Origin of the sequence: Variovorax sp. NFACC27, from assembly GCF_048301545.1 — a bacterium.
GTDB lineage: Bacteria > Pseudomonadota > Gammaproteobacteria > Burkholderiales > Burkholderiaceae_C > Variovorax > Variovorax gossypii.
Genome location: NZ_CP157613.1, coordinates 237,398 through 253,441, shown reverse-complemented (window position 1 = coordinate 253,441; position 16,044 = coordinate 237,398). Strand labels below are relative to the sequence as shown.

At 69.3% G+C, this 16,044-nt stretch carries 16 protein-coding genes; all 16 read right to left on the bottom strand.

The features are described 5' to 3' along the window. Positions 1-2: 2 nt before the first annotated feature. Positions 3-752, bottom strand: a complete 750-nt coding sequence (locus tag ABL840_RS01250) for an SH3 domain-containing protein (protein WP_093307476.1) — start codon at positions 750-752, stop codon at positions 3-5. Positions 753-918: 166 nt separating this feature from the next. Continuing rightward, positions 919-1,974, bottom strand: coding sequence for a homocysteine S-methyltransferase family protein (locus ABL840_RS01245; protein WP_093206745.1), 1,056 nt, complete (start codon positions 1,972-1,974; stop codon positions 919-921). A 40-nt stretch (positions 1,975-2,014) separates the two neighbouring features. Next, on the bottom strand, positions 2,015-2,839 hold the full coding sequence (gene hutG / locus ABL840_RS01240; protein WP_093307475.1) for an N-formylglutamate deformylase: 825 nt from the start codon (positions 2,837-2,839) through the stop codon (positions 2,015-2,017). Positions 2,840-2,847: 8 nt separating this feature from the next. After that, positions 2,848-4,233 (bottom strand): formimidoylglutamate deiminase, encoded by a 1,386-nt coding sequence (locus ABL840_RS01235; RefSeq protein ID WP_093307474.1) that lies wholly within the window; start codon positions 4,231-4,233, stop codon positions 2,848-2,850. Continuing rightward, positions 4,230-5,459: an imidazolonepropionase gene (gene hutI / locus ABL840_RS01230; protein WP_093307473.1), complete on the bottom strand. Its 1,230-nt coding sequence runs from the start codon at positions 5,457-5,459 to the stop codon at positions 4,230-4,232. The genes ABL840_RS01235 and hutI overlap by 4 nt, the downstream gene beginning before the upstream one ends. 27 nt (positions 5,460-5,486) lie before the next feature. After that, on the bottom strand, positions 5,487-6,065 hold the full coding sequence (locus ABL840_RS01225) for a HutD family protein (RefSeq protein ID WP_093307472.1): 579 nt from the start codon (positions 6,063-6,065) through the stop codon (positions 5,487-5,489). Further along, positions 6,062-6,730, bottom strand: coding sequence for an amino acid ABC transporter permease (locus ABL840_RS01220; RefSeq protein WP_093307471.1), 669 nt, complete (start codon positions 6,728-6,730; stop codon positions 6,062-6,064). The genes ABL840_RS01225 and ABL840_RS01220 overlap by 4 nt, the downstream gene beginning before the upstream one ends. A gap of 7 nt (positions 6,731-6,737) precedes the next feature. Beyond that, entirely contained in the window at positions 6,738-7,490 is a 753-nt protein-coding gene (locus tag ABL840_RS01215; protein WP_093206739.1) for a transporter substrate-binding domain-containing protein, read from the bottom strand. 55 nt (positions 7,491-7,545) lie between these two features. Beyond that, the gene (locus tag ABL840_RS01210; protein ID WP_093206958.1) at positions 7,546-8,277 is read right to left on the bottom strand and encodes an IclR family transcriptional regulator; all 732 of its coding nucleotides are present in this window, start codon (positions 8,275-8,277) and stop codon (positions 7,546-7,548) included. Positions 8,278-8,401: 124 nt separating this feature from the next. Next, a complete protein-coding gene (locus ABL840_RS01205) occupies positions 8,402-9,253 on the bottom strand; it encodes a phytanoyl-CoA dioxygenase family protein (RefSeq protein ID WP_093307470.1) in 852 nt (283 codons plus the stop codon). After that, positions 9,253-10,974 carry a urocanate hydratase gene (gene hutU, locus ABL840_RS01200; RefSeq protein WP_093307469.1) on the bottom strand — a complete coding sequence of 574 codons (1,722 nt, stop codon included), beginning with the start codon at positions 10,972-10,974 and terminating at the stop codon, positions 9,253-9,255. Before hutU ends, ABL840_RS01205 begins: the two co-directional genes overlap by 1 nt. A gap of 28 nt (positions 10,975-11,002) precedes the next feature. After that, positions 11,003-12,562, bottom strand: a complete 1,560-nt coding sequence (hutH, locus tag ABL840_RS01195) for a histidine ammonia-lyase (RefSeq protein WP_093307468.1) — start codon at positions 12,560-12,562, stop codon at positions 11,003-11,005. Between the two features lie 59 nt (positions 12,563-12,621). After that, positions 12,622-13,359 carry a histidine utilization repressor gene (hutC, locus tag ABL840_RS01190; protein WP_093307512.1) on the bottom strand — a complete coding sequence of 246 codons (738 nt, stop codon included), beginning with the start codon at positions 13,357-13,359 and terminating at the stop codon, positions 12,622-12,624. Positions 13,360-13,370: 11 nt separating this feature from the next. Then, the gene (locus tag ABL840_RS01185; RefSeq protein WP_093206734.1) at positions 13,371-14,171 is read right to left on the bottom strand and encodes an ABC transporter ATP-binding protein; all 801 of its coding nucleotides are present in this window, start codon (positions 14,169-14,171) and stop codon (positions 13,371-13,373) included. After that, positions 14,156-15,052: an ABC transporter permease gene (locus ABL840_RS01180; RefSeq protein ID WP_093307467.1), complete on the bottom strand. Its 897-nt coding sequence runs from the start codon at positions 15,050-15,052 to the stop codon at positions 14,156-14,158. The genes ABL840_RS01185 and ABL840_RS01180 overlap by 16 nt, the downstream gene beginning before the upstream one ends. Continuing rightward, complete coding sequence (locus tag ABL840_RS01175) at positions 15,033-16,004, bottom strand: ABC transporter substrate-binding protein (RefSeq protein ID WP_093307466.1); 972 nt, start codon at positions 16,002-16,004, stop codon at positions 15,033-15,035. The genes ABL840_RS01180 and ABL840_RS01175 overlap by 20 nt, the downstream gene beginning before the upstream one ends. Positions 16,005-16,044 lie beyond the last annotated feature (40 nt).

Below are 16,044 nucleotides of genomic sequence, written 5' to 3'. Positions count from 1 at the left end.
ACTCAGTTCCGGTGCCCGCCTCCGTGGCCGCCGCCGCGACCCTCACCACGACCGTCACCGCGGCCATCGCCGTGACCGCCCCCGCGATGCCCGCCCCCACCCGGATGCGGATGCGGCATGCCCGGCGGCGGCCCCGGACGGAATCCCGGCTGCGGCCGTGGCGGCCTGACGCCCGGATCGACCGGCGGACGAACGCCGGGCGGATGCGGCGGCCGGACTCCCGGGCCGGGCGGCGGGCGGAAACCCGGACCCGGTGGACGGAAACCGGGCCCCGGCTGCCACGGATGCGGCTGCCACCCCGGCCGCACCGGCGGCGGCGGACGCCAGCCCGCCACGGGCGGCGGAGGCGGCCTGCTGCCCCACCAGCGCCGGTCGCCGTACCACGGCCGGTCGCGGTAGTAGTCGGCCCAGTAGCTGCCGATCGCGAAGCCGATGATCGGCACGCCGATCAGCGCGCCGTAGGTGACCAGCGGCACGCGCTGCTCCTGGTAGGCGTAGTCGAGGTTGCGCGCCCAGATCCAGCCGCGCCCGCCGTCGGGCAGCACCACGTCGCACCAGCCATAGCCGCTGGTGCAGCCGACCACCTCGAGCGGCTGGCCCGGTCCGAGCCGCGCCACCAGCGGATAGTCGCCCGAAGGCCCGGCGCGCAGGTTGACCGCGCCGCGCGTGAAGGCCTGCTGCGCCTGCGCCGCGAGCGGAAGCGCCAGGGCAAGCGCGCCGACGGCGGCCCAGCGTTGTGCGAGTGAGTTCATGGCAAGGCTCCTTGCGCCCAGCCTAGGCCGGGGGCCCCAGCCCGTCAATCAGCGCAGGCCTGATTCCAGGAACACCGTGGAACCGGCTTCGCCGGGCCGCAGGTGTTGCCCCCGGAAGGGGGTTGGCGCAGCGACGCGAAGTGCGCGAAGCCTGGGGGAGAGCCAGCTACGCAGCCTCTTTGTAGAAGCCGGCGGCGTTGCTGCTGCCGAGGGCACGGCCCGCAACAGGCGCCACTGCCTTGCCGATCGCCGCGATGTGATCCGGCGTCGTGCCGCAGCAGCCGCCCACGATGTTCACCAGCCCCTCGGCCGCGAACTCGTGCAGCAGCCGCGAGGTGACATCCGGCGTCTCGTCGAAGCCGGTGTCGCTCATCGGGTTGGGCAGGCCCGCGTTCGGATAGCAGCTGATGAAGGTGTCGCCGGCCACGCGCGCCAGCTCCTGGATGTACGGGCGCATCAGCGCCGCGCCCAGCGCGCAGTTCAGGCCGATGGCCAGCGGCTGCGCGTGGCGCACGCTGTGCCAGAAGGCGGTGACGGTCTGGCCGCTGAGGATGCGGCCCGAGGCGTCGGTCACCGTGCCGCTGATGATGAGCGGCAGGCGCTGCCCGCTGTTGTGGAAGTACTCGTCGACCGCGAACAGCGCGGCCTTGGCGTTGAGCGTGTCGAAGATGGTCTCGACCAGGATCACGTCGGCGCCGCCTTCGACCAGCGCCTCGGTCTGCTCGTAGTAGGCCGCGCGCAGCTCCTCGAAGTTGACGTTGCGCGCGCCCGGGTCGTTCACGTCGGGGCTGATGCTCGCCGTCTTGGGCGTCGGGCCGAGGGCGCCGGCCACGAAGCGCGGCTTGTCGGGCGTGCTGAACTTGTCGCAGGCAGCGCGCGCGAGCTTCGCGGATTCGAGGTTCATCTCGCGCGCAAGGTGCGCCATCTTGTAGTCCTCCTGCGCGATGGTGGTCGCGCCGAAGGTGTTGGTCTCGATCAGGTCGGCGCCGGCCGCGAGGTAGCCCTCGTGGATGTCGCGGATCACGTCGGGCCGCGTGAGCGACAGCAGCTCGTTGTTGCCCTTGATGTCGCGATCGAAATCCTTGAAGCGCTCGCCGCGGTACTGCTCCTCGGTGAGCTTGAAGCGCTGGATCATCGTGCCCATGGCGCCATCGAGGATGGCGATGCGCTTGGCGAGGATGCCGGGCAGTGCCTGGCCGCGGGTGTAGACGAGGGGCTTCATAGGCCCCGATTGTAGGAAGAGGCCCTGTCCCTGCCCGCCGTCAGTTCTTTGCGCGGCCTTCGACGAAGGCCAGCACCGCCTCGATCATGCGCCGCACATGCGGCTGCACGCCCGCCGCCACCTCGGGCAGGTAGTCGAAGGGCAGCTTTTCCTGCATGTAGCTCGACTGCGTCATCTCCAGCTGCACCGCGTGCACGTTCTGCGCGGGGTTGCCGTAGTTGCGCGTGATGTAGCCGCCGGTGAAGCGGCCGTTGAGCACGCCGGTGTAGCCGGTGGCGCTCTCGGCGATGCCCAGCAGCGTCTGCGCCAGCGCCGGGTCGCAGCTGATGCCCTTACCTGTGCCCAGGTTCAGGTCGGGCAGCTTGCCTTCGAAGAAGCGCGGCAGCACCGAGCGGATGGAGTGCGCGTCCCACAGCGCGGCCACGCCGTGCTGCGCGCGGATGCGGGCGAGTTCTTCGGCCAGCTTGGCGTGGTACGGCTGCCAGATGGCGTCGCGGCGCTCGGCGACTTCGGCCTCGCCCGGCACGTCGGCGGCGTTGGCGTACAGCGGCGTGTCGTCGAAGGTGTCGACCGGGCAAAGGCCGGTGACGCTCTGGCCCGGGTACAGGCTCGCGCCGTCTGGCGGACGGTTCAGGTCGATCACGTAGCGCGAATGCGTGGCGACGAGCACCGATGCGCCCAGTTCGTCGGCGAAGTCGTAGAGCCGCTCGAGGTGCCAGTCGGTGTCGGGCACGTGGCGCGCCTCTTCGGTGAGCCGGGCGGCCAGCGCGGGCGGCACATGGGTGCCGACGTGCGGCATCGAGATCAGCAGCGGGCGCGTGCCCTGGCGGAAGCGGAACGGCGGCTCGTTGGTGGTGAAGGCCATGGTGGGGATCAATCCTGTAGCAGTTGGGTACGCGCGGCCACGAAGGCAGCGGCGGCTTCGTCGTGCAGCGCGTGGCGGCCGGCCGAGACGCGGGGGTGGCCCGCCACCCATACGCTGTCGATGGCCGAGGTGCGGTGGCTCGCGAAGACGTGGGCGGACAGCATATCGGGCGCCGACAAGCCCTGCAGCGCGACGTGCGAGGCATCGAGCACCGCGAAATCGGCCTGCTGCCCCGACGCGAGACCGGCCACGGCACGGCCCGAGGCTCGCGCCCCGCCCTGCACCGCCTCCAGCGTCAGCGCGGTGGCGACATGCGGCTGCGCCGCGCTGGCCCCGACGTTGCGCTGGCGCCGGGCCAGGCGCTGGCTGTATTCGAGCATCAGCAGTTCCTCGGCCGCGTTCACGCTCGCGTGGCTGTCCGAGCCCACGCCCCAGGCGCCGCCATGGCTGCGCCACTTGGCGAAGTCGAAGATGCCGTCGCCGAGGTTCGCCTCGGTGGTCGGGCACAGGCCCGCCACCGCGCCGCTGCGGGCCGCGTATTCGTACTCGGCGTCGTTCATGTGGGTGGCGTGCACGAGGCACCAGCGCCCGTCGACCGGCGCGTGGTCGAGCAGCCACTCCACCGGACGCAGGCCGCTCCAGGCCACGCAGTCGTCCACTTCCTTCGTCTGCTCGGCGATGTGGATGTGGATGGGCGCGGTGCGGTCGATGGCTTCGAGCCCCGCGATCGCATCGCGCAAGCCTTCGGGCGGCACGGCGCGCAGCGAATGCGGCGCGAGGCCGAGGCGCGCGCCCTGTGCATCGCACACCGGCTTGAGCGCTTCGAGCAGGCGCAGCATCGATTCGGTCGAGCGGACGAAGCGGCGCTGTCCCTCCGTGGGCGGCTGCTCGCCAAAGCCGCCGGTCTGGTAGAGCACCGGCAGCAGCGTGAAGCCGATGCCGGCCTTCTTCGCGGCGCGCAGCAGTGCGAGGCTCAGCGTGGCGTCGTCGGCGTACGGGCGGCCGTCCACGTCGTGGTGCACGTACTGGAACTCGCACACGCCGGTGTAGCCCGCTTCCAGCATCTCGGTGTAGAGCCAGGTCGCGATGGCTTCCATGTGCTGCGGGCCGAGCCGCGCTGCGAAGCGGTACATCAGCGTGCGCCAGCTCCAGAAGCTGTCGTGCTGCTCGGCGCGATGCTCGGTGAGGCCCGCGAAGGCGCGCTGGAAGGCGTGCGAATGCAGGTTGGGCGTGCCGGGGATCACGGGGCCGCGCGCGGCCTCCGTGTCGGCGGGCCGCGACGCATTGGCCTGCACCTGCGTGAGCCGGCCCGCGTCGTCCCAGGCCAGCAGGACGTTCCTGGCCCAGCCCTCGGGCAGCAGCGCATCGGCCGCGAAAAGAGTGTTTGTCGTCATGCGTTGGCTCCAATGGCGATGCGCCCCTGCCGCACCACCGTGCGCACGGGCTGCTGTCCGAACCAGTAGGCGAGCTCGGCCGCTTCGCGCACGTTCCACAGCACGAAGTTGGCGGGCATGCCGGGCGCGATGGCACCGTGCGTGTCCTGCAGGCCCAGCGCGCGCGCCGCGTGCACGGTGACGCCGTCCAGCGCCTCGGGCACCGTGAGGCGGAACAGCGTGCAGGCCATGTTCACCATCAGCAGCAGGCTCAGCGCGGGCGAGGTGCCGGGGTTGTGGTCGGTGGACACCGCCATCGGCACGCCCGCGGCGCGCAGCGCGGCGATGGGCGGCAGGTGCGTGTCGCGCAGCGTGTAGTAGGCGCCGGGCAGCAGCACGGCCACGGTGCCGGAGCGGCGCATCGCCTCGATGCCTTCGGCCGACAGGTGCTCGATGTGGTCGCACGACAGCGCGCCGTAGCGCGCGGCCAGCGCCGCGCCGCCCATGTCCGAGAGCTGCTCCGCATGCAGCTTCACCGGCAGGCCCAGTGCCTTCGCGGCCTTGAAGACCTGCTCGGTCTCGGCGAGCGAGAAGGCGATGCGTTCGCAGAACACGTCGACCGCGTCGACCAGCCCTTCGGCCGCGAGCGCGGGCAGCATCTCGTTGCAGACGAGGTCGATGTAGTCGCCACTGCGGCCTGCGTACTCGGGGGGCAATGCATGCGCACCGAGGAATGTCGTGCGCACCGTGACGCCATAGGCTTCGCCGAGGCGTCGTGCCACGCGAAGCTGCTTGCGCTCGTACTCCAGCGAAAGGCCGTAGCCCGACTTGATCTCGACGGCGCACACGCCGTCGGCCAGCAGCTGCTCGAGCCGTGGCGCGGCTTGCGCGAACAGCGTGTCCTCGTCAGCCTCGCGCGTGGCGCGCACCGACGAGACGATGCCGCCGCCGGCCTTCGCCACTTCTTCGTACGTGGCGCCTGCGAGCCGCATCGCGAATTCGTTGGCGCGCTGGCCGCCGTAGACGAGGTGCGTGTGGCAGTCGACGAGCCCCGGCGTGACCAGCGCACCGCCGCCGTCGTGCTTCTCGAGTCCGGCGAATTCGGCGGGAAGCACGCTGCGGGCGCCGATCCAGCGGATCGCGCCCTGCTCCACCACGATGGCGCCTTCCACGTTCGCATCGGTGGCAAGGCGGATGCCGGTCCAGAGCCCATCGGCCGAGGGGAATTCGTTGATGACGGGTTTCATCGTCGTTCCTGTTGTTGCGTCTGCAGGTTACGCCGGCAGGATGCGCACCGCGAGCAGCCGTGCATCGGCGCCCTCGGGCATCGCCTGCCAAGCCCGTGCCACATCGGCCCACTGCAGGCCCTCGCCTTCGCGGCAGGTTTCATCGTTCAGGCGCCATGCGCCGCGCAGCGCCAGCAGCACGCCGTGCGGTGCGGCCTCGATGGCCGTGGCGCCGTCCAGCACGCGCACGTCGGCGCGCCACTGGCCGCGCCGCGTCATTACGTTGAAGTCGTTGGAAGCGCCGCCGAGCAGCGTGCAGTCGATGGCCTCGTCGCCGCTGAAGGCAAAGGGCCGGTGCGACACGTCGAGCCGATGGTCGATGCGCCCGTCGTGCGTGAAGAGCCGCACGCCGTCGCCTTCGAGCAGCGTGATGCTGCGGTCCACGCCCGCGAACACCGAGAACGGCCCCGCCGCCGCGATGGTGGCGATGCTCACGCGCCAGCCGAAGCTGTCGAGCCCCGCGCCCTGCGGCCAGCTGGCGACTTCCTGCGTGGTGCCGCCGCCGTTCTTCCATGGCGTCACGGGCAGCGAGGCGCGCGAGAAATGACGAAGCACGCCGCCGCTCATCGCACCATTCCGCCCTGGCGCAGCCGCTGTTCGAAGTGCCGCAGCACCAGCGTCATCGTGCCGGTGAGCACGAAGTACACGACCGCGATGGCGAGGTACACCTCCAGCGAGCGGTACGACACGCTGATGATCTTCTGCCCCTCGTGCATCACGTCGTGAATCGTCAGCAGCGACACCAGCGCCGAGTTCTTGATCAGCGCGATGAACTCGTTGCCCAGCGGCGGGATCATGCGCACCACCGCCTGCGGCAGCACGATGTGGCGCATCGCGAGGCCGGGCGTCATGCCCAGCGACTGCGCCGCCATGGTCTGCCCCTTGTCGATCGACTGGATCGCGCCGCGCACGATCTCCGACACGTAGGCGCCCGAATACACGCCGAGCCCCAGCACGCCGCACACGAAGGCCGGCAGCAGGATGCCGAAGTGCGGCAGGCCGAAGAACAGAATGAACAGCTGCACCAGCAGCGGCGTGCCGCGGATGGCCGCCACGTAGGCGGTGCATGCGCCATAGAGCCAGCGCCGCTTCGGGTTCAGCCGGCCGATGCCGACCAGCAGGCCGAGCACGCAGCCCAGTGCGAGTGCGCAGGCGGTGATCTCCACCGTGACCAGCGCGCCGCGCAGCAGGTCGGGCCAGCCTTCCCAGACTGGCGAGAAATCGAGATCCATGGCGGGCTTACTTCGCGCTGGCGCTGAACCACTTCTTGACGATCTGGTCGTAGGTGCCGTCGGCCTTCAGCTTCTCGATCGCGCCGTTCACCGCCTTGGTCAGCTCGGGCGTGTCCTTGCGGATGGCCATGCCGTATTCCTCGGTGGTGATCTGCTCGGGCAGCACCTTCAGACCGCCGCGCGTGCGCACGTACTGGTAGGCGGCGGGCTTGCCGGTCACCGCGGCGTCGGCGCGGCCGATGTCGACGAGGTTGAACATCTCCTGGTTCTTCTCGACTTCCATCAGCTGCACCTGCGGGAATTTCTCCTTCGTGTAGCTCACCGACTTGGTGCCCACCTGCACGCTGACCTTCTTGCCGTTGATGTCGGCCGGCGTCTTGATCGCCGTGTTGCCGTCCTTCACCATCACCACGAGGCCGCCCGCGTAGTAGGGCACGGTGAAGTCGACGACCTTCTTGCGCTCGTCGGTGATGTAGATGCCCGAGACGGCCATGTCGAAGCGCTTCGAAATGAGGCCCGGCACCAGGCCCTTGAAGTCGATGTCGATCCACTCGATCTTGCGGCCCAGCGTCTTGCCGATGGCCTCGACCAGCTCCACGTCGAAGCCGGTGCGCTTGCCGTTCTCCACGAATTCCATGGGCGGGAAGGTGGCGTCGGTGGCCACGCGCAGCGGCTCGCCCTGCGCGTGCGCGGCACCCGCGAAACCGAAGATGGCAAGGCCGGAAAGAGCGGCGGCGACGATGGAGCGGCGGGTGTTCATGGCAGGGACTTTCGTGGTGTGAATGAAGGAGGAAGAAGAAAAGAAGCGGCAGCGGCTACTGCAGCGCCCGCGAGATGCGGGCCGCCGTGACGACGGTCATGTGGAGCAATGCAGCTTCCATGCCCTCGACGCGCGTGAGCGGCGCCATCAGCGTGATCGCGCCGCGCAGGCGCCGGCCCGGGGAAAGCACCGGCGCGCTCGCACCCCACACGCCGGCATCGACCTCGCCGTGGGTCACGGCATGGCCGGCTTCGCGGATGGCGTCGAGTTCGGCGGCGCGCTCGGCGCGGCGCTCGGGGCTTTCGGCGAGCCCGTCGAGCAAGGCGTCGCGCTGGTCGAGCGGCATGTGGGCCAGCAGGCACTTGGCGCTGGCGCCATCGCGCGCGGGCACGCTGCGGCCGCGGTCGAAGGAGCAGCGCAGCGACTGCTCGCTGTCGATCATCTCCAGGCACACGACGCGGTCGTTCACGGCCGTGACCAGCGCCACGCTCTCGTGGCTTTGCTGCGCCAGCGCGCGCATGTCGGCGCGCGCGGCGATCACGAGGTCGGAGTTGCCGTCGAAGCCGGTGGCCAGCTGCACGCTGACCGGGCCCGGCGAGTAGCGGCCGTCGGACTCCATCACGAAGCCCCAGCGGCGCAGCGTGGCGATCTGCCGGTACAGCGTGCTCTGCGACAGGCCGGTGGCTCGCACCAGCTCGGCCGCGGTCATCGCCGCCTTGCTCTGCGCCAGCACCGACAGCACGAAGAGCGCGCGGTCGTTGGCGGGGGCGTCGGGCGGGGTCGTCATGCGGTCGATCGGATGAATGGAACCGGCGTGCAGTATCTTGCCCGCCGTTCCCACTTCCAAGCCTTCATTCCCAGCGAGTGGGAATGGGCCTGTTTTTTCTTTCTACCTTCGGCTTAAAGCGGAGCTAGCCCACCAGCAGCGGGAAGCGCGCGTCGTCCATGGGCGCGCCCGCCGGCAGCGTGTCGGCCAGCCCGGGGAAATCGGGCGATGTCCTCCAGCTGCGCGGCGCGTGGCGGATGTCGTCGCCCAGGAAGCGCACCGAGAACACGCGGCGCCGGTTCGGCCCTTCCACGCCGGCCGCCGCATGCAGCGTGAGCATGTGGAAGCAGACGAAGTCGCCGGGCTCGATGTTCCAGCCCACGATGGGAAAGCGCTCGCGCGCGCCCTCGATGTCGGGCAGGTCTTCCAGGCTGCCTTCGGGGAACCACTTGGCGTGGTTGTCCATGAAGGTCCGCGGCATCAGCCACGGCCCCTTGTGGGAGCCGGCCACGAACTCGAGCGTGGCGGCGCGCGACACCGGATCGACCGGAATCCACATGCTGACGTTCTGCTCGCCCTCGATGTTGTAGTAGGGCTGGTCCTGGTGCCAGGGCGTGCGCTGGCGCGTGCCGGGCTCCTTCACGAGCAGGTGGTCGTGGTACAGGCGCACGGTGTTCGAGCCCATCAACCGCTGCGCGAGTTGCGCGAGCGGCGCCTCGAAGATGAAGCGACGGAATTCGCCGATCTCCTGCCAGTTGCAGAAGTCCTCGAAAAAGCGGCCCGGATCGTCGGGCCGGCTCGCGATCTTGGCGCGCGGGCTGGGCGCGGCGAGGTTGGCCTCGATGCCGTCGCGCAGCAGCGCGAGTTCGTCGGGCGTGAGCAGCTGGCGGATGCAGACCGCGCCGTCGCGCTGGAATTGCGCGACGAGTTCGTCGTCCACGCGCTCCCGCACGCGGCGCTGCAATTCCAGGGCATCGGGCAAGGCTGCGCCTGCCATCACTTCACCATCGGCAGCTTCAGGCCCTGCTTCTTCGCGGTGGCCACGGCGATGTCGTAGCCCGCGTCGGCGTGGCGCATCACGCCGGTGGCCGGATCGTTGAAGAGCACGCGCTCGATGCGTTTGGCGGCCGCGTCGGTGCCGTCGCACACGATCACCACGCCCGAGTGCTGCGAGTAGCCCATGCCCACGCCGCCGCCATGGTGCAGGCTGACCCAGGTGGCGCCGCCCGCGGTGTTGAGCAGCGCGTTGAGCAGTGGCCAGTCGCTCACGGCATCGGTGCCGTCCTTCATGGCCTCGGTCTCGCGGTTGGGGCTGGCGACCGAGCCGGTGTCGAGGTGGTCGCGGCCGATGACGATCGGCGCCTTCAGCTCGCCGTTCTTCACCATCTCGTTGAAGGCCAGGCCCGCGATGTGGCGCTCGCCCAGGCCCAGCCAGCAGATGCGCGCGGGCAGGCCCTGGAAGGCGATGCGCTCGCGCGCCATGTCGAGCCAGCGGTGCGTGTGCTTGTTCTCGGGGAACAGCTCCTTGATCTTGGCGTCGGTCTTGTAGATGTCCTCCGGGTCGCCCGAGAGCGCCACCCAGCGGAACGGGCCCTTGCCTTCGCAGAACAGCGGGCGGATGTAGGCCGGCACGAAGCCCGGGAAGTCGAATGCGTTCTTCACGCCCTCGTCGAAGGCCACCTGGCGGATGTTGTTGCCGTAGTCGACCGTGGGAATTCCCATGGCCTGGAAGTCGAGCATGGCCTGCACGTGCACGGCGCACGACTTCGCGGCGGCCTTCTTCAGCGCGTCGTGCTGCGAGGCGTCCTTCATGGCGGCTTGCCATTGCGGCACGCTCCAGCCGGCGGGCAGGTAGCCGTTGATCAGGTCGTGCGCGGAGGTCTGGTCGGTCACGAGGTCGGGCTTGAGGCCACCGGCCTTCGCGCGCTTCACCAGCTCCGGCAGGATCTCGGCCGCGTTGCCCAGCAGCGCGATCGACACGGCTTCCTTCGCGTCGCAGTGCTGCTTGATGAGCTCGAAGGCGTGGTCGATGTCGCGCGCCTGCTTGTCGACGTAGCGCGTGCGCAGGCGGAAGTCGATGCTCGACTGCTGGCACTCGATGTTCAGCGACACCGCGCCGGCCAGCGTGGCCGCGAGAGGCTGCGCGCCACCCATGCCGCCCAGGCCGGCCGTGAGGATCCACTTGCCGGCCAGGCTGTTGTTGTAGTGCTGGCGGCCGGCTTCCACGAAGGTCTCGAAGGTGCCCTGCACGATGCCCTGGCTGCCGATGTAGATCCAGCTTCCTGCCGTCATTTGGCCGTACATGAAGAGGCCCTTGCGGTCGAGCTCGTTGAAATGCTCCCAGTTGGCCCACTTCGGCACGAGGTTCGAGTTGGCCAGCAGCACGCGCGGCGCGTTCTCGTGCGTCTTGAACACGCCCACGGGCTTGCCCGATTGAATCAGCAGCGTCTCGTCGTCATTCAGTTCCTTCAGCGAGGCGAGGATCTGGTCGAAGCAGGCCCAGTCGCGCGCGGCGCGGCCGATGCCGCCGTACACCACGAGGTCCTGCGGGCGCTCGGCCACTTCGGCATCGAGGTTGTTCTGCAGCATGCGGAAGGGGGCCTCGGTGAGCCAGCTCTTGCAGTTGAGCTCGCTGCCGCGCGGGGCGCGGATGACGCGCGTGGGGTCGTGGCGCGGGTCGGTGGCGGTGTTCAGGGCGAATTTGTCCGGAGCGTTCATGGCGTGGTTCTCCTAATCGGGGTGTGTTTTACGAGTGACTGGGCAGGATGTCGAGCAGCGCGGCCGGCAGTTCGGCCTTCAGCGCCCACAGGCGCATGGCTTCGATGTCGGGGGCGAGGTAGCGGTCGGTTTCCAGGAAGGCGACCTTCTGGCGGATGCCGGCGAATTCGGCTTCCACCAGCGGCGAGCTCTTGAGCTTGCGCTTGAGCTCGATGCCTTGCGCGGCCGCCATGGCTTCGATGCCGACCACCACTGCCGTGTTGTTCACCATGTCGGCCAGGCGGCGGCCCGCGAAGGTGGCCATCGACACGTGGTCTTCCTGGTTGGCCGAGGTCGGCAGGCTGTCGACGCTGGCGGGGTGCGCGAGCGACTTGTTCTCCGAGGCGAGCGCCGCGGCCGTGACCTGCGCGATCATGAAGCCGGAGTTCAGGCCGCCGTCGCGCACGAGGAAGGGCGGCAGGCCCGACAGGCCGCTGTCGAGCAGCAGCGCGAGGCGGCGCTCGGAGATCGCGCCCACTTCGCTCACGGCCAGCGCCACGATGTCGGCCGCGAAGGCGACGGGCTCGGCGTGGAAGTTGCCGCCCGAGATGACTTCGCCCGTGTCCGTGAAGACCAGCGGGTTGTCCGATGCGGCATTGGCCTCGATGACCAGCACGCGCGCGGCGTGCGCGAGGTTGTCGAGGCAGGCGCCCATCACCTGCGGGATGCAGCGCACCGAGTACGGGTCCTGCACGCGACCGCAGTCGGCGTGCGAGGGAACGATCTCGCTGCCTTCGAGCAGCGTGCGCACGGCGCCCGCCACGGCGATCTGGCCCGGCTGGCCGCGTGCGGCGTGGATGCGCGCGTCGAAGGGCTTGATGGAGCCCTGGATGGCTTCGAGCGAGAGCGCGCCCGACATCAGGGCCGAGGCGAACACGTCTTCCGCGCCGAAGAGGCCCGCCAGCGCCAGCGCGGTCGACACCTGAGTGCCGTTCAGCAGCGCGAGGCCTTCCTTGGGGCCGAGCACGAAGGGCTCGAGGCCGATGTGCTTCATCGCCTCGGCGCCGCTGACCACGCTGCCGTCGGCCAGCGTGGCCTGGCCCTCGCCGATCAGCACGCAGGCCAGATGCGCGAGCGGCGCGAGGTCGCCCGAGGCGCCGACCGAGCCCTTGGCGGGGATGCGCGGCATCACGCTCGCGTTGAACAGCGCCAGCAGTGCGTCGGCCAGCGCAGGCCGTACGCCCGAGTGGCCGCGCGCCAGGCTCACCGCCTTGGTCGCGAGGATCATGCGCACGACGGGCGCGGCCAGCGGCTCGCCCGTGCCCACGCTGTGCGAGAGCACCAGGTTGCGCTGCAGCTCGGCGAGGTGGTCGTTGCCGATGCGCGTGCTGGCGAGCTTGCCGAAGCCGGTGTTGATGCCGTAGACGACCTGGTCGTTCTCGACGATGTGGCGCACGGCGGCTTCGGCACGAAGCATGCCATCGCGCACCGAAGCGTCGAGCGCGAGCCGCACGCCGCCGGCCTGGATGCGACGCAGCGTCGCGAGGTCGACCTTGCCGGGCACGAGGGTCAAAGTGGCATCTGGATTGGCGGTGTGTTTGCTTGGCATGTGAACCTGTCTATACAAGTAGTTGCGAGTGAAATCGGAGGTCTCTGAGGACGAAAAAATCAGCCGAAGCTGGGGTTGCCGTCGGCCTTGAAGCGGCTTCCCAGGCTGTATCTCGAAGCGGGATGCAGGCAGCGCACCCAGGTCACGGGGACGTTGCGCGACCAGGTGCGGCGCGTGAGCAGCAGGCAGGGGTCGGTGGGCGTCATCGCGAGCCGCTCGGCCTGCTCGGCGTTGGGCAGCACGGCGTCGACCACGTGCTCGATCTGGTCGAAGGGCACGTTTCGCACGAGGTACTCGCTGGGCGGCGTCGCGCCGAAGTCCTGCTCGAGGTAGTCGGGCACCACCTGCGGATTGACGAAGCGCTCCTCGAGCTGCACCGGCGTGCCGTTCTCCAGGTGCAGGCACACGCTGTGGAACACCGAGTCGCCGGCGCGCTTGTCGAGCCACGCGGCCACGTCGGGCGAGGCGGCGATGCGCTCGACCGCGATCATCTCGCAGCGGTAGTCGTGCCCGCGCTGGCGGATCTCGCTGGCGATGTTGGCGATCTGCAGCAGCGTGGACTGCGGCTTGTTCTCCGCCACGAAGCTGCCGACGCCCGCCACGCGCACGATGCGCCCCTGCTCCACCAGCTCGCGCAGCGCGCGGTTCACCGTCATGCGCGCCATGCCGAACTGCGCGACCAGCTCGTGCTCCGACGGCAGGCGGTGGCCGGGCGGCCACGTCCCGTCCTGGATCTTGCGGGAGATGTGATCCATGACTTGCGCGTAGAGCGCGAGGGTCGGCAGGTCGCGTTTCATCGTGTCTTCGGTCAATGCTCCGCCGCGGCCATCGATTCGGCGCGGATCTCTTCAGTCAGGCGTGCCTTGATTTCCATGAACTCCGGCGAGGTCTTGATGGTGTAGCTGCGCGGGTGCGGAAAGTCGACCGCGATCTCGGTCTTGATGCGACCGGGACGCGCGCTGAACACCGCCACGCGGTTGGCCATGAAGATCGCCTCGTCGATGTCGTGCGTGACGAACAGCACCGTCTTCTGCGCCGATTCCCAGATGCCCAGCAGCAGCTCCTGCATGAGCACGCGGGTCTGGTTGTCGAGCGCGCCGAAGGGCTCGTCGAGCAGCAGCATCTTGGGGTCGTTGGCGAGAGCGCGCGCGATCGCCGTGCGCTGCTGCATGCCGCCCGAGAGCTGCTTCGGAAAGTGGTTCTCGAAGCCGCGCAGGCCGACCTTGGCGATGAAGAACTCGCTGCGCTCCTTCTGGTCGGCCTCGCTCATGCCGCGCTCGCGCAGGCCGAAGCGGATGTTCTGCGCCACCGTGAGCCACGGAAAGAGCGTGTAGCTCTGGAACACCACGCCGCGGTCGGCTCCCGGGCCCTCGATGCGCTCGCCGTCGAGCAGCACCTGGCCGGTGGTCGGGAAGTCGAGCCCCGCCACGATGCGCAACAGCGTCGACTTGCCGCAGCCCGAGGGGCCGAGGATGGTGACGAAGTCGTTCTCCTTCACCTCGAAATCGATCGGCTGCAGCGCCTGCGTGCGCTGGCCCTTGGTGCCGGTGAAGACGCGCGAGACGCCCTGGATGGAAAGTTGGTTCTGCGACATCACAGTGCGGCCCATGCGAACAAGCGGCGGTTGATTGCCTTGAAGGCGAAGTCGGAAAGCAGGCCGATGACGCCGATCACGATGATCCCGAAGATGATCTGGCCGGTGTTCAGCAGCGCCTGGCTGTCGGTGATCATGTGGCCGATGCCCGAGGAGGAGCCGATCAGCTCCGCCACGATCACGTAGGTCCATGCCCAGCCGAGCACGAGGCGCAGCGTTTCGGCGATGCCCGGCGCGGCCCCCGGAATGAGCACGCGCGCCACGATGCCGCGGCTGTTGGCGCCCAGCGTGTAGGCGGCCTCCACGAGGTCGCGCCGCGCGCCGCCCACGGTGACGGCCACCATCAGCACGATCTGGAAGAAGGAGCCGATGAAGATCACCAGCAGCTTCTGCATCTCGCCCAGGCCCGCCCACAGGATCAGCAGCGGAATGAAGGCCGAGGCCGGCAGGTAGCGGCAGAAGGAGACGAAGGGTTCGAAGAAGGCCTCCACGGCCTTCCAGGTGCCCATGGCGATGCCCAGCGGCACCGCGAACACGGCCGCCAGCAGGAAGCCGCCGAACACGCGCCACACGGTCATGCCGATGTCGCCGATGAAGCCGTACTCGGTGAAGAGCAGCCAGCCTTCCTTGACCATGGTCGGCGGGCTCGCGAGGAAGGTCGGCGGCACGAAGCCGCCGAGCGTGGCGACGGCCCACACGAGCACGAAGACGACGAAGAACGCGAGCCCCAGCAGCACGCGGGCGCGCGTGCCGATGGGTTCGAGCGGCGCGAGCGCGCGGCGGCGGGCGGGCGCGACGACCGGCGCCGCGGCCCTGGCGGCCTGCTGCGGTGCAGGCGCCGCGACCACTGATGCGGAAGGCATCTGCGCCATGTTCTTACTTGACGAAGCTTGCATCGAAGGTGACCGAGAAGTCCTCGGGCGCCTTGCGGATCACGCCGGCTTCCAGAAGGATGGGCGCGGCCTCCTTCATGAAGCTGGTGAGCTCGCCCGCGAAGAACTTCTGGTTGGCGGCCTTGTCCTGCCAGCGCAGGAAGGCAGCCGACTTGGCGAACTGCTCGCCGCTCTGCTTCACGGCGGAGCCCATGAGCTCGTTCGACTTCTCGGGCTCGGCCTTGATCATGTCGAGCGCGTCGAAGTACGACTTGGTGAGCGCGGCGGCGGCCTTGGCGTTGGCCTTGAGCCAGGTGGGCGCGCAGCCGACGGTGTCCATCACCATCGGGTAGTCGAGCGTGGTGGCCAGGATCTTGCCGGCGGCGGGGCTGGCGCGCACGGTGGAGAGGTACGGCTCGTAGGTCATGGCGGCGTCGTTCTGGCCGGCCACGAAGGCCTGGGCCGAGGCCTGCGGCGACAGCGTGGTGGTCTTCACGTCCTTCAGCGTCATGCCGTTCTTGCTGAGCATCCAGGCCAGGCCGAAGTAGGGGGCGGTGCCGGGGGCGTCGACGCCGATGGTCTTGCCCTTGAGGTCGGAGAACTTGCTCACGTCGCCGCGCACCGCGAGGCCGTCGGCGCCGTAGGACTTGTCCATCTGGAAGATCTGCACGATCGGCACGCCGTTGGCGTTCCAGGCCACGTGCGTCTCGACGGTGGTGGCCGCGCACTGGATGGCGCCGGAGGCCAGCGCGAGGTGGCGGTCCTTCTGCGGGATCATCTTGAGTTCGACGTCGAGCCCGTTCTTCTTGAAGATGCCGGCCTTGTCGGCCAGCGAGAGCGGCGCGAAGCCGGTCCAGCCCGACATGCCGAGCGAGATCTTCGTCACTTCCTGGGCGGCGGCCGTTCCGGCCATGCCCGCTGCACATGCACCTGCTGCAAGCAGCGAAGCGACTTTCACAACTACCGTCTTGACCATGGGTACTCCTGGGTCTGTTCTTGAGGGGAAAAAAGCTCGG

Excerpts from the sequence above, each read along its gene's own strand:
- ABL840_RS01250 (WP_093307476.1), bottom strand. The coding sequence starts at position 752 with ATGAACTCACTCGCACAACGCTGGGCCGCCGTCGGCGCGCTTGCCCTG.
- ABL840_RS01245 (WP_093206745.1), bottom strand. The coding sequence starts at position 1,974 with ATGAAGCCCCTCGTCTACACCCGCGGCCAGGCACTGCCCGGCATCCTC.
- hutG (WP_093307475.1), bottom strand. The coding sequence starts at position 2,839 with ATGGCCTTCACCACCAACGAGCCGCCGTTCCGCTTCCGCCAGGGCACG.
- ABL840_RS01235 (WP_093307474.1), bottom strand. The coding sequence starts at position 4,233 with ATGACGACAAACACTCTTTTCGCGGCCGATGCGCTGCTGCCCGAGGGC.
- hutI (WP_093307473.1), bottom strand. The coding sequence starts at position 5,459 with ATGAAACCCGTCATCAACGAATTCCCCTCGGCCGATGGGCTCTGGACC.
- ABL840_RS01225 (WP_093307472.1), bottom strand. The coding sequence starts at position 6,065 with ATGAGCGGCGGCGTGCTTCGTCATTTCTCGCGCGCCTCGCTGCCCGTG.
- ABL840_RS01220 (WP_093307471.1), bottom strand. The coding sequence starts at position 6,730 with ATGGATCTCGATTTCTCGCCAGTCTGGGAAGGCTGGCCCGACCTGCTG.
- ABL840_RS01215 (WP_093206739.1), bottom strand. The coding sequence starts at position 7,490 with ATGAACACCCGCCGCTCCATCGTCGCCGCCGCTCTTTCCGGCCTTGCC.
- ABL840_RS01210 (WP_093206958.1), bottom strand. The coding sequence starts at position 8,277 with ATGACGACCCCGCCCGACGCCCCCGCCAACGACCGCGCGCTCTTCGTG.
- ABL840_RS01205 (WP_093307470.1), bottom strand. The coding sequence starts at position 9,253 with ATGGCAGGCGCAGCCTTGCCCGATGCCCTGGAATTGCAGCGCCGCGTG.
- hutU (WP_093307469.1), bottom strand. The coding sequence starts at position 10,974 with ATGAACGCTCCGGACAAATTCGCCCTGAACACCGCCACCGACCCGCGC.
- hutH (WP_093307468.1), bottom strand. The coding sequence starts at position 12,562 with ATGCCAAGCAAACACACCGCCAATCCAGATGCCACTTTGACCCTCGTG.
- hutC (WP_093307512.1), bottom strand. The coding sequence starts at position 13,359 with ATGAAACGCGACCTGCCGACCCTCGCGCTCTACGCGCAAGTCATGGAT.
- ABL840_RS01185 (WP_093206734.1), bottom strand. The coding sequence starts at position 14,171 with ATGGGCCGCACTGTGATGTCGCAGAACCAACTTTCCATCCAGGGCGTC.
- ABL840_RS01180 (WP_093307467.1), bottom strand. The coding sequence starts at position 15,052 with ATGCAAGCTTCGTCAAGTAAGAACATGGCGCAGATGCCTTCCGCATCA.
- ABL840_RS01175 (WP_093307466.1), bottom strand. The coding sequence starts at position 16,004 with ATGGTCAAGACGGTAGTTGTGAAAGTCGCTTCGCTGCTTGCAGCAGGT.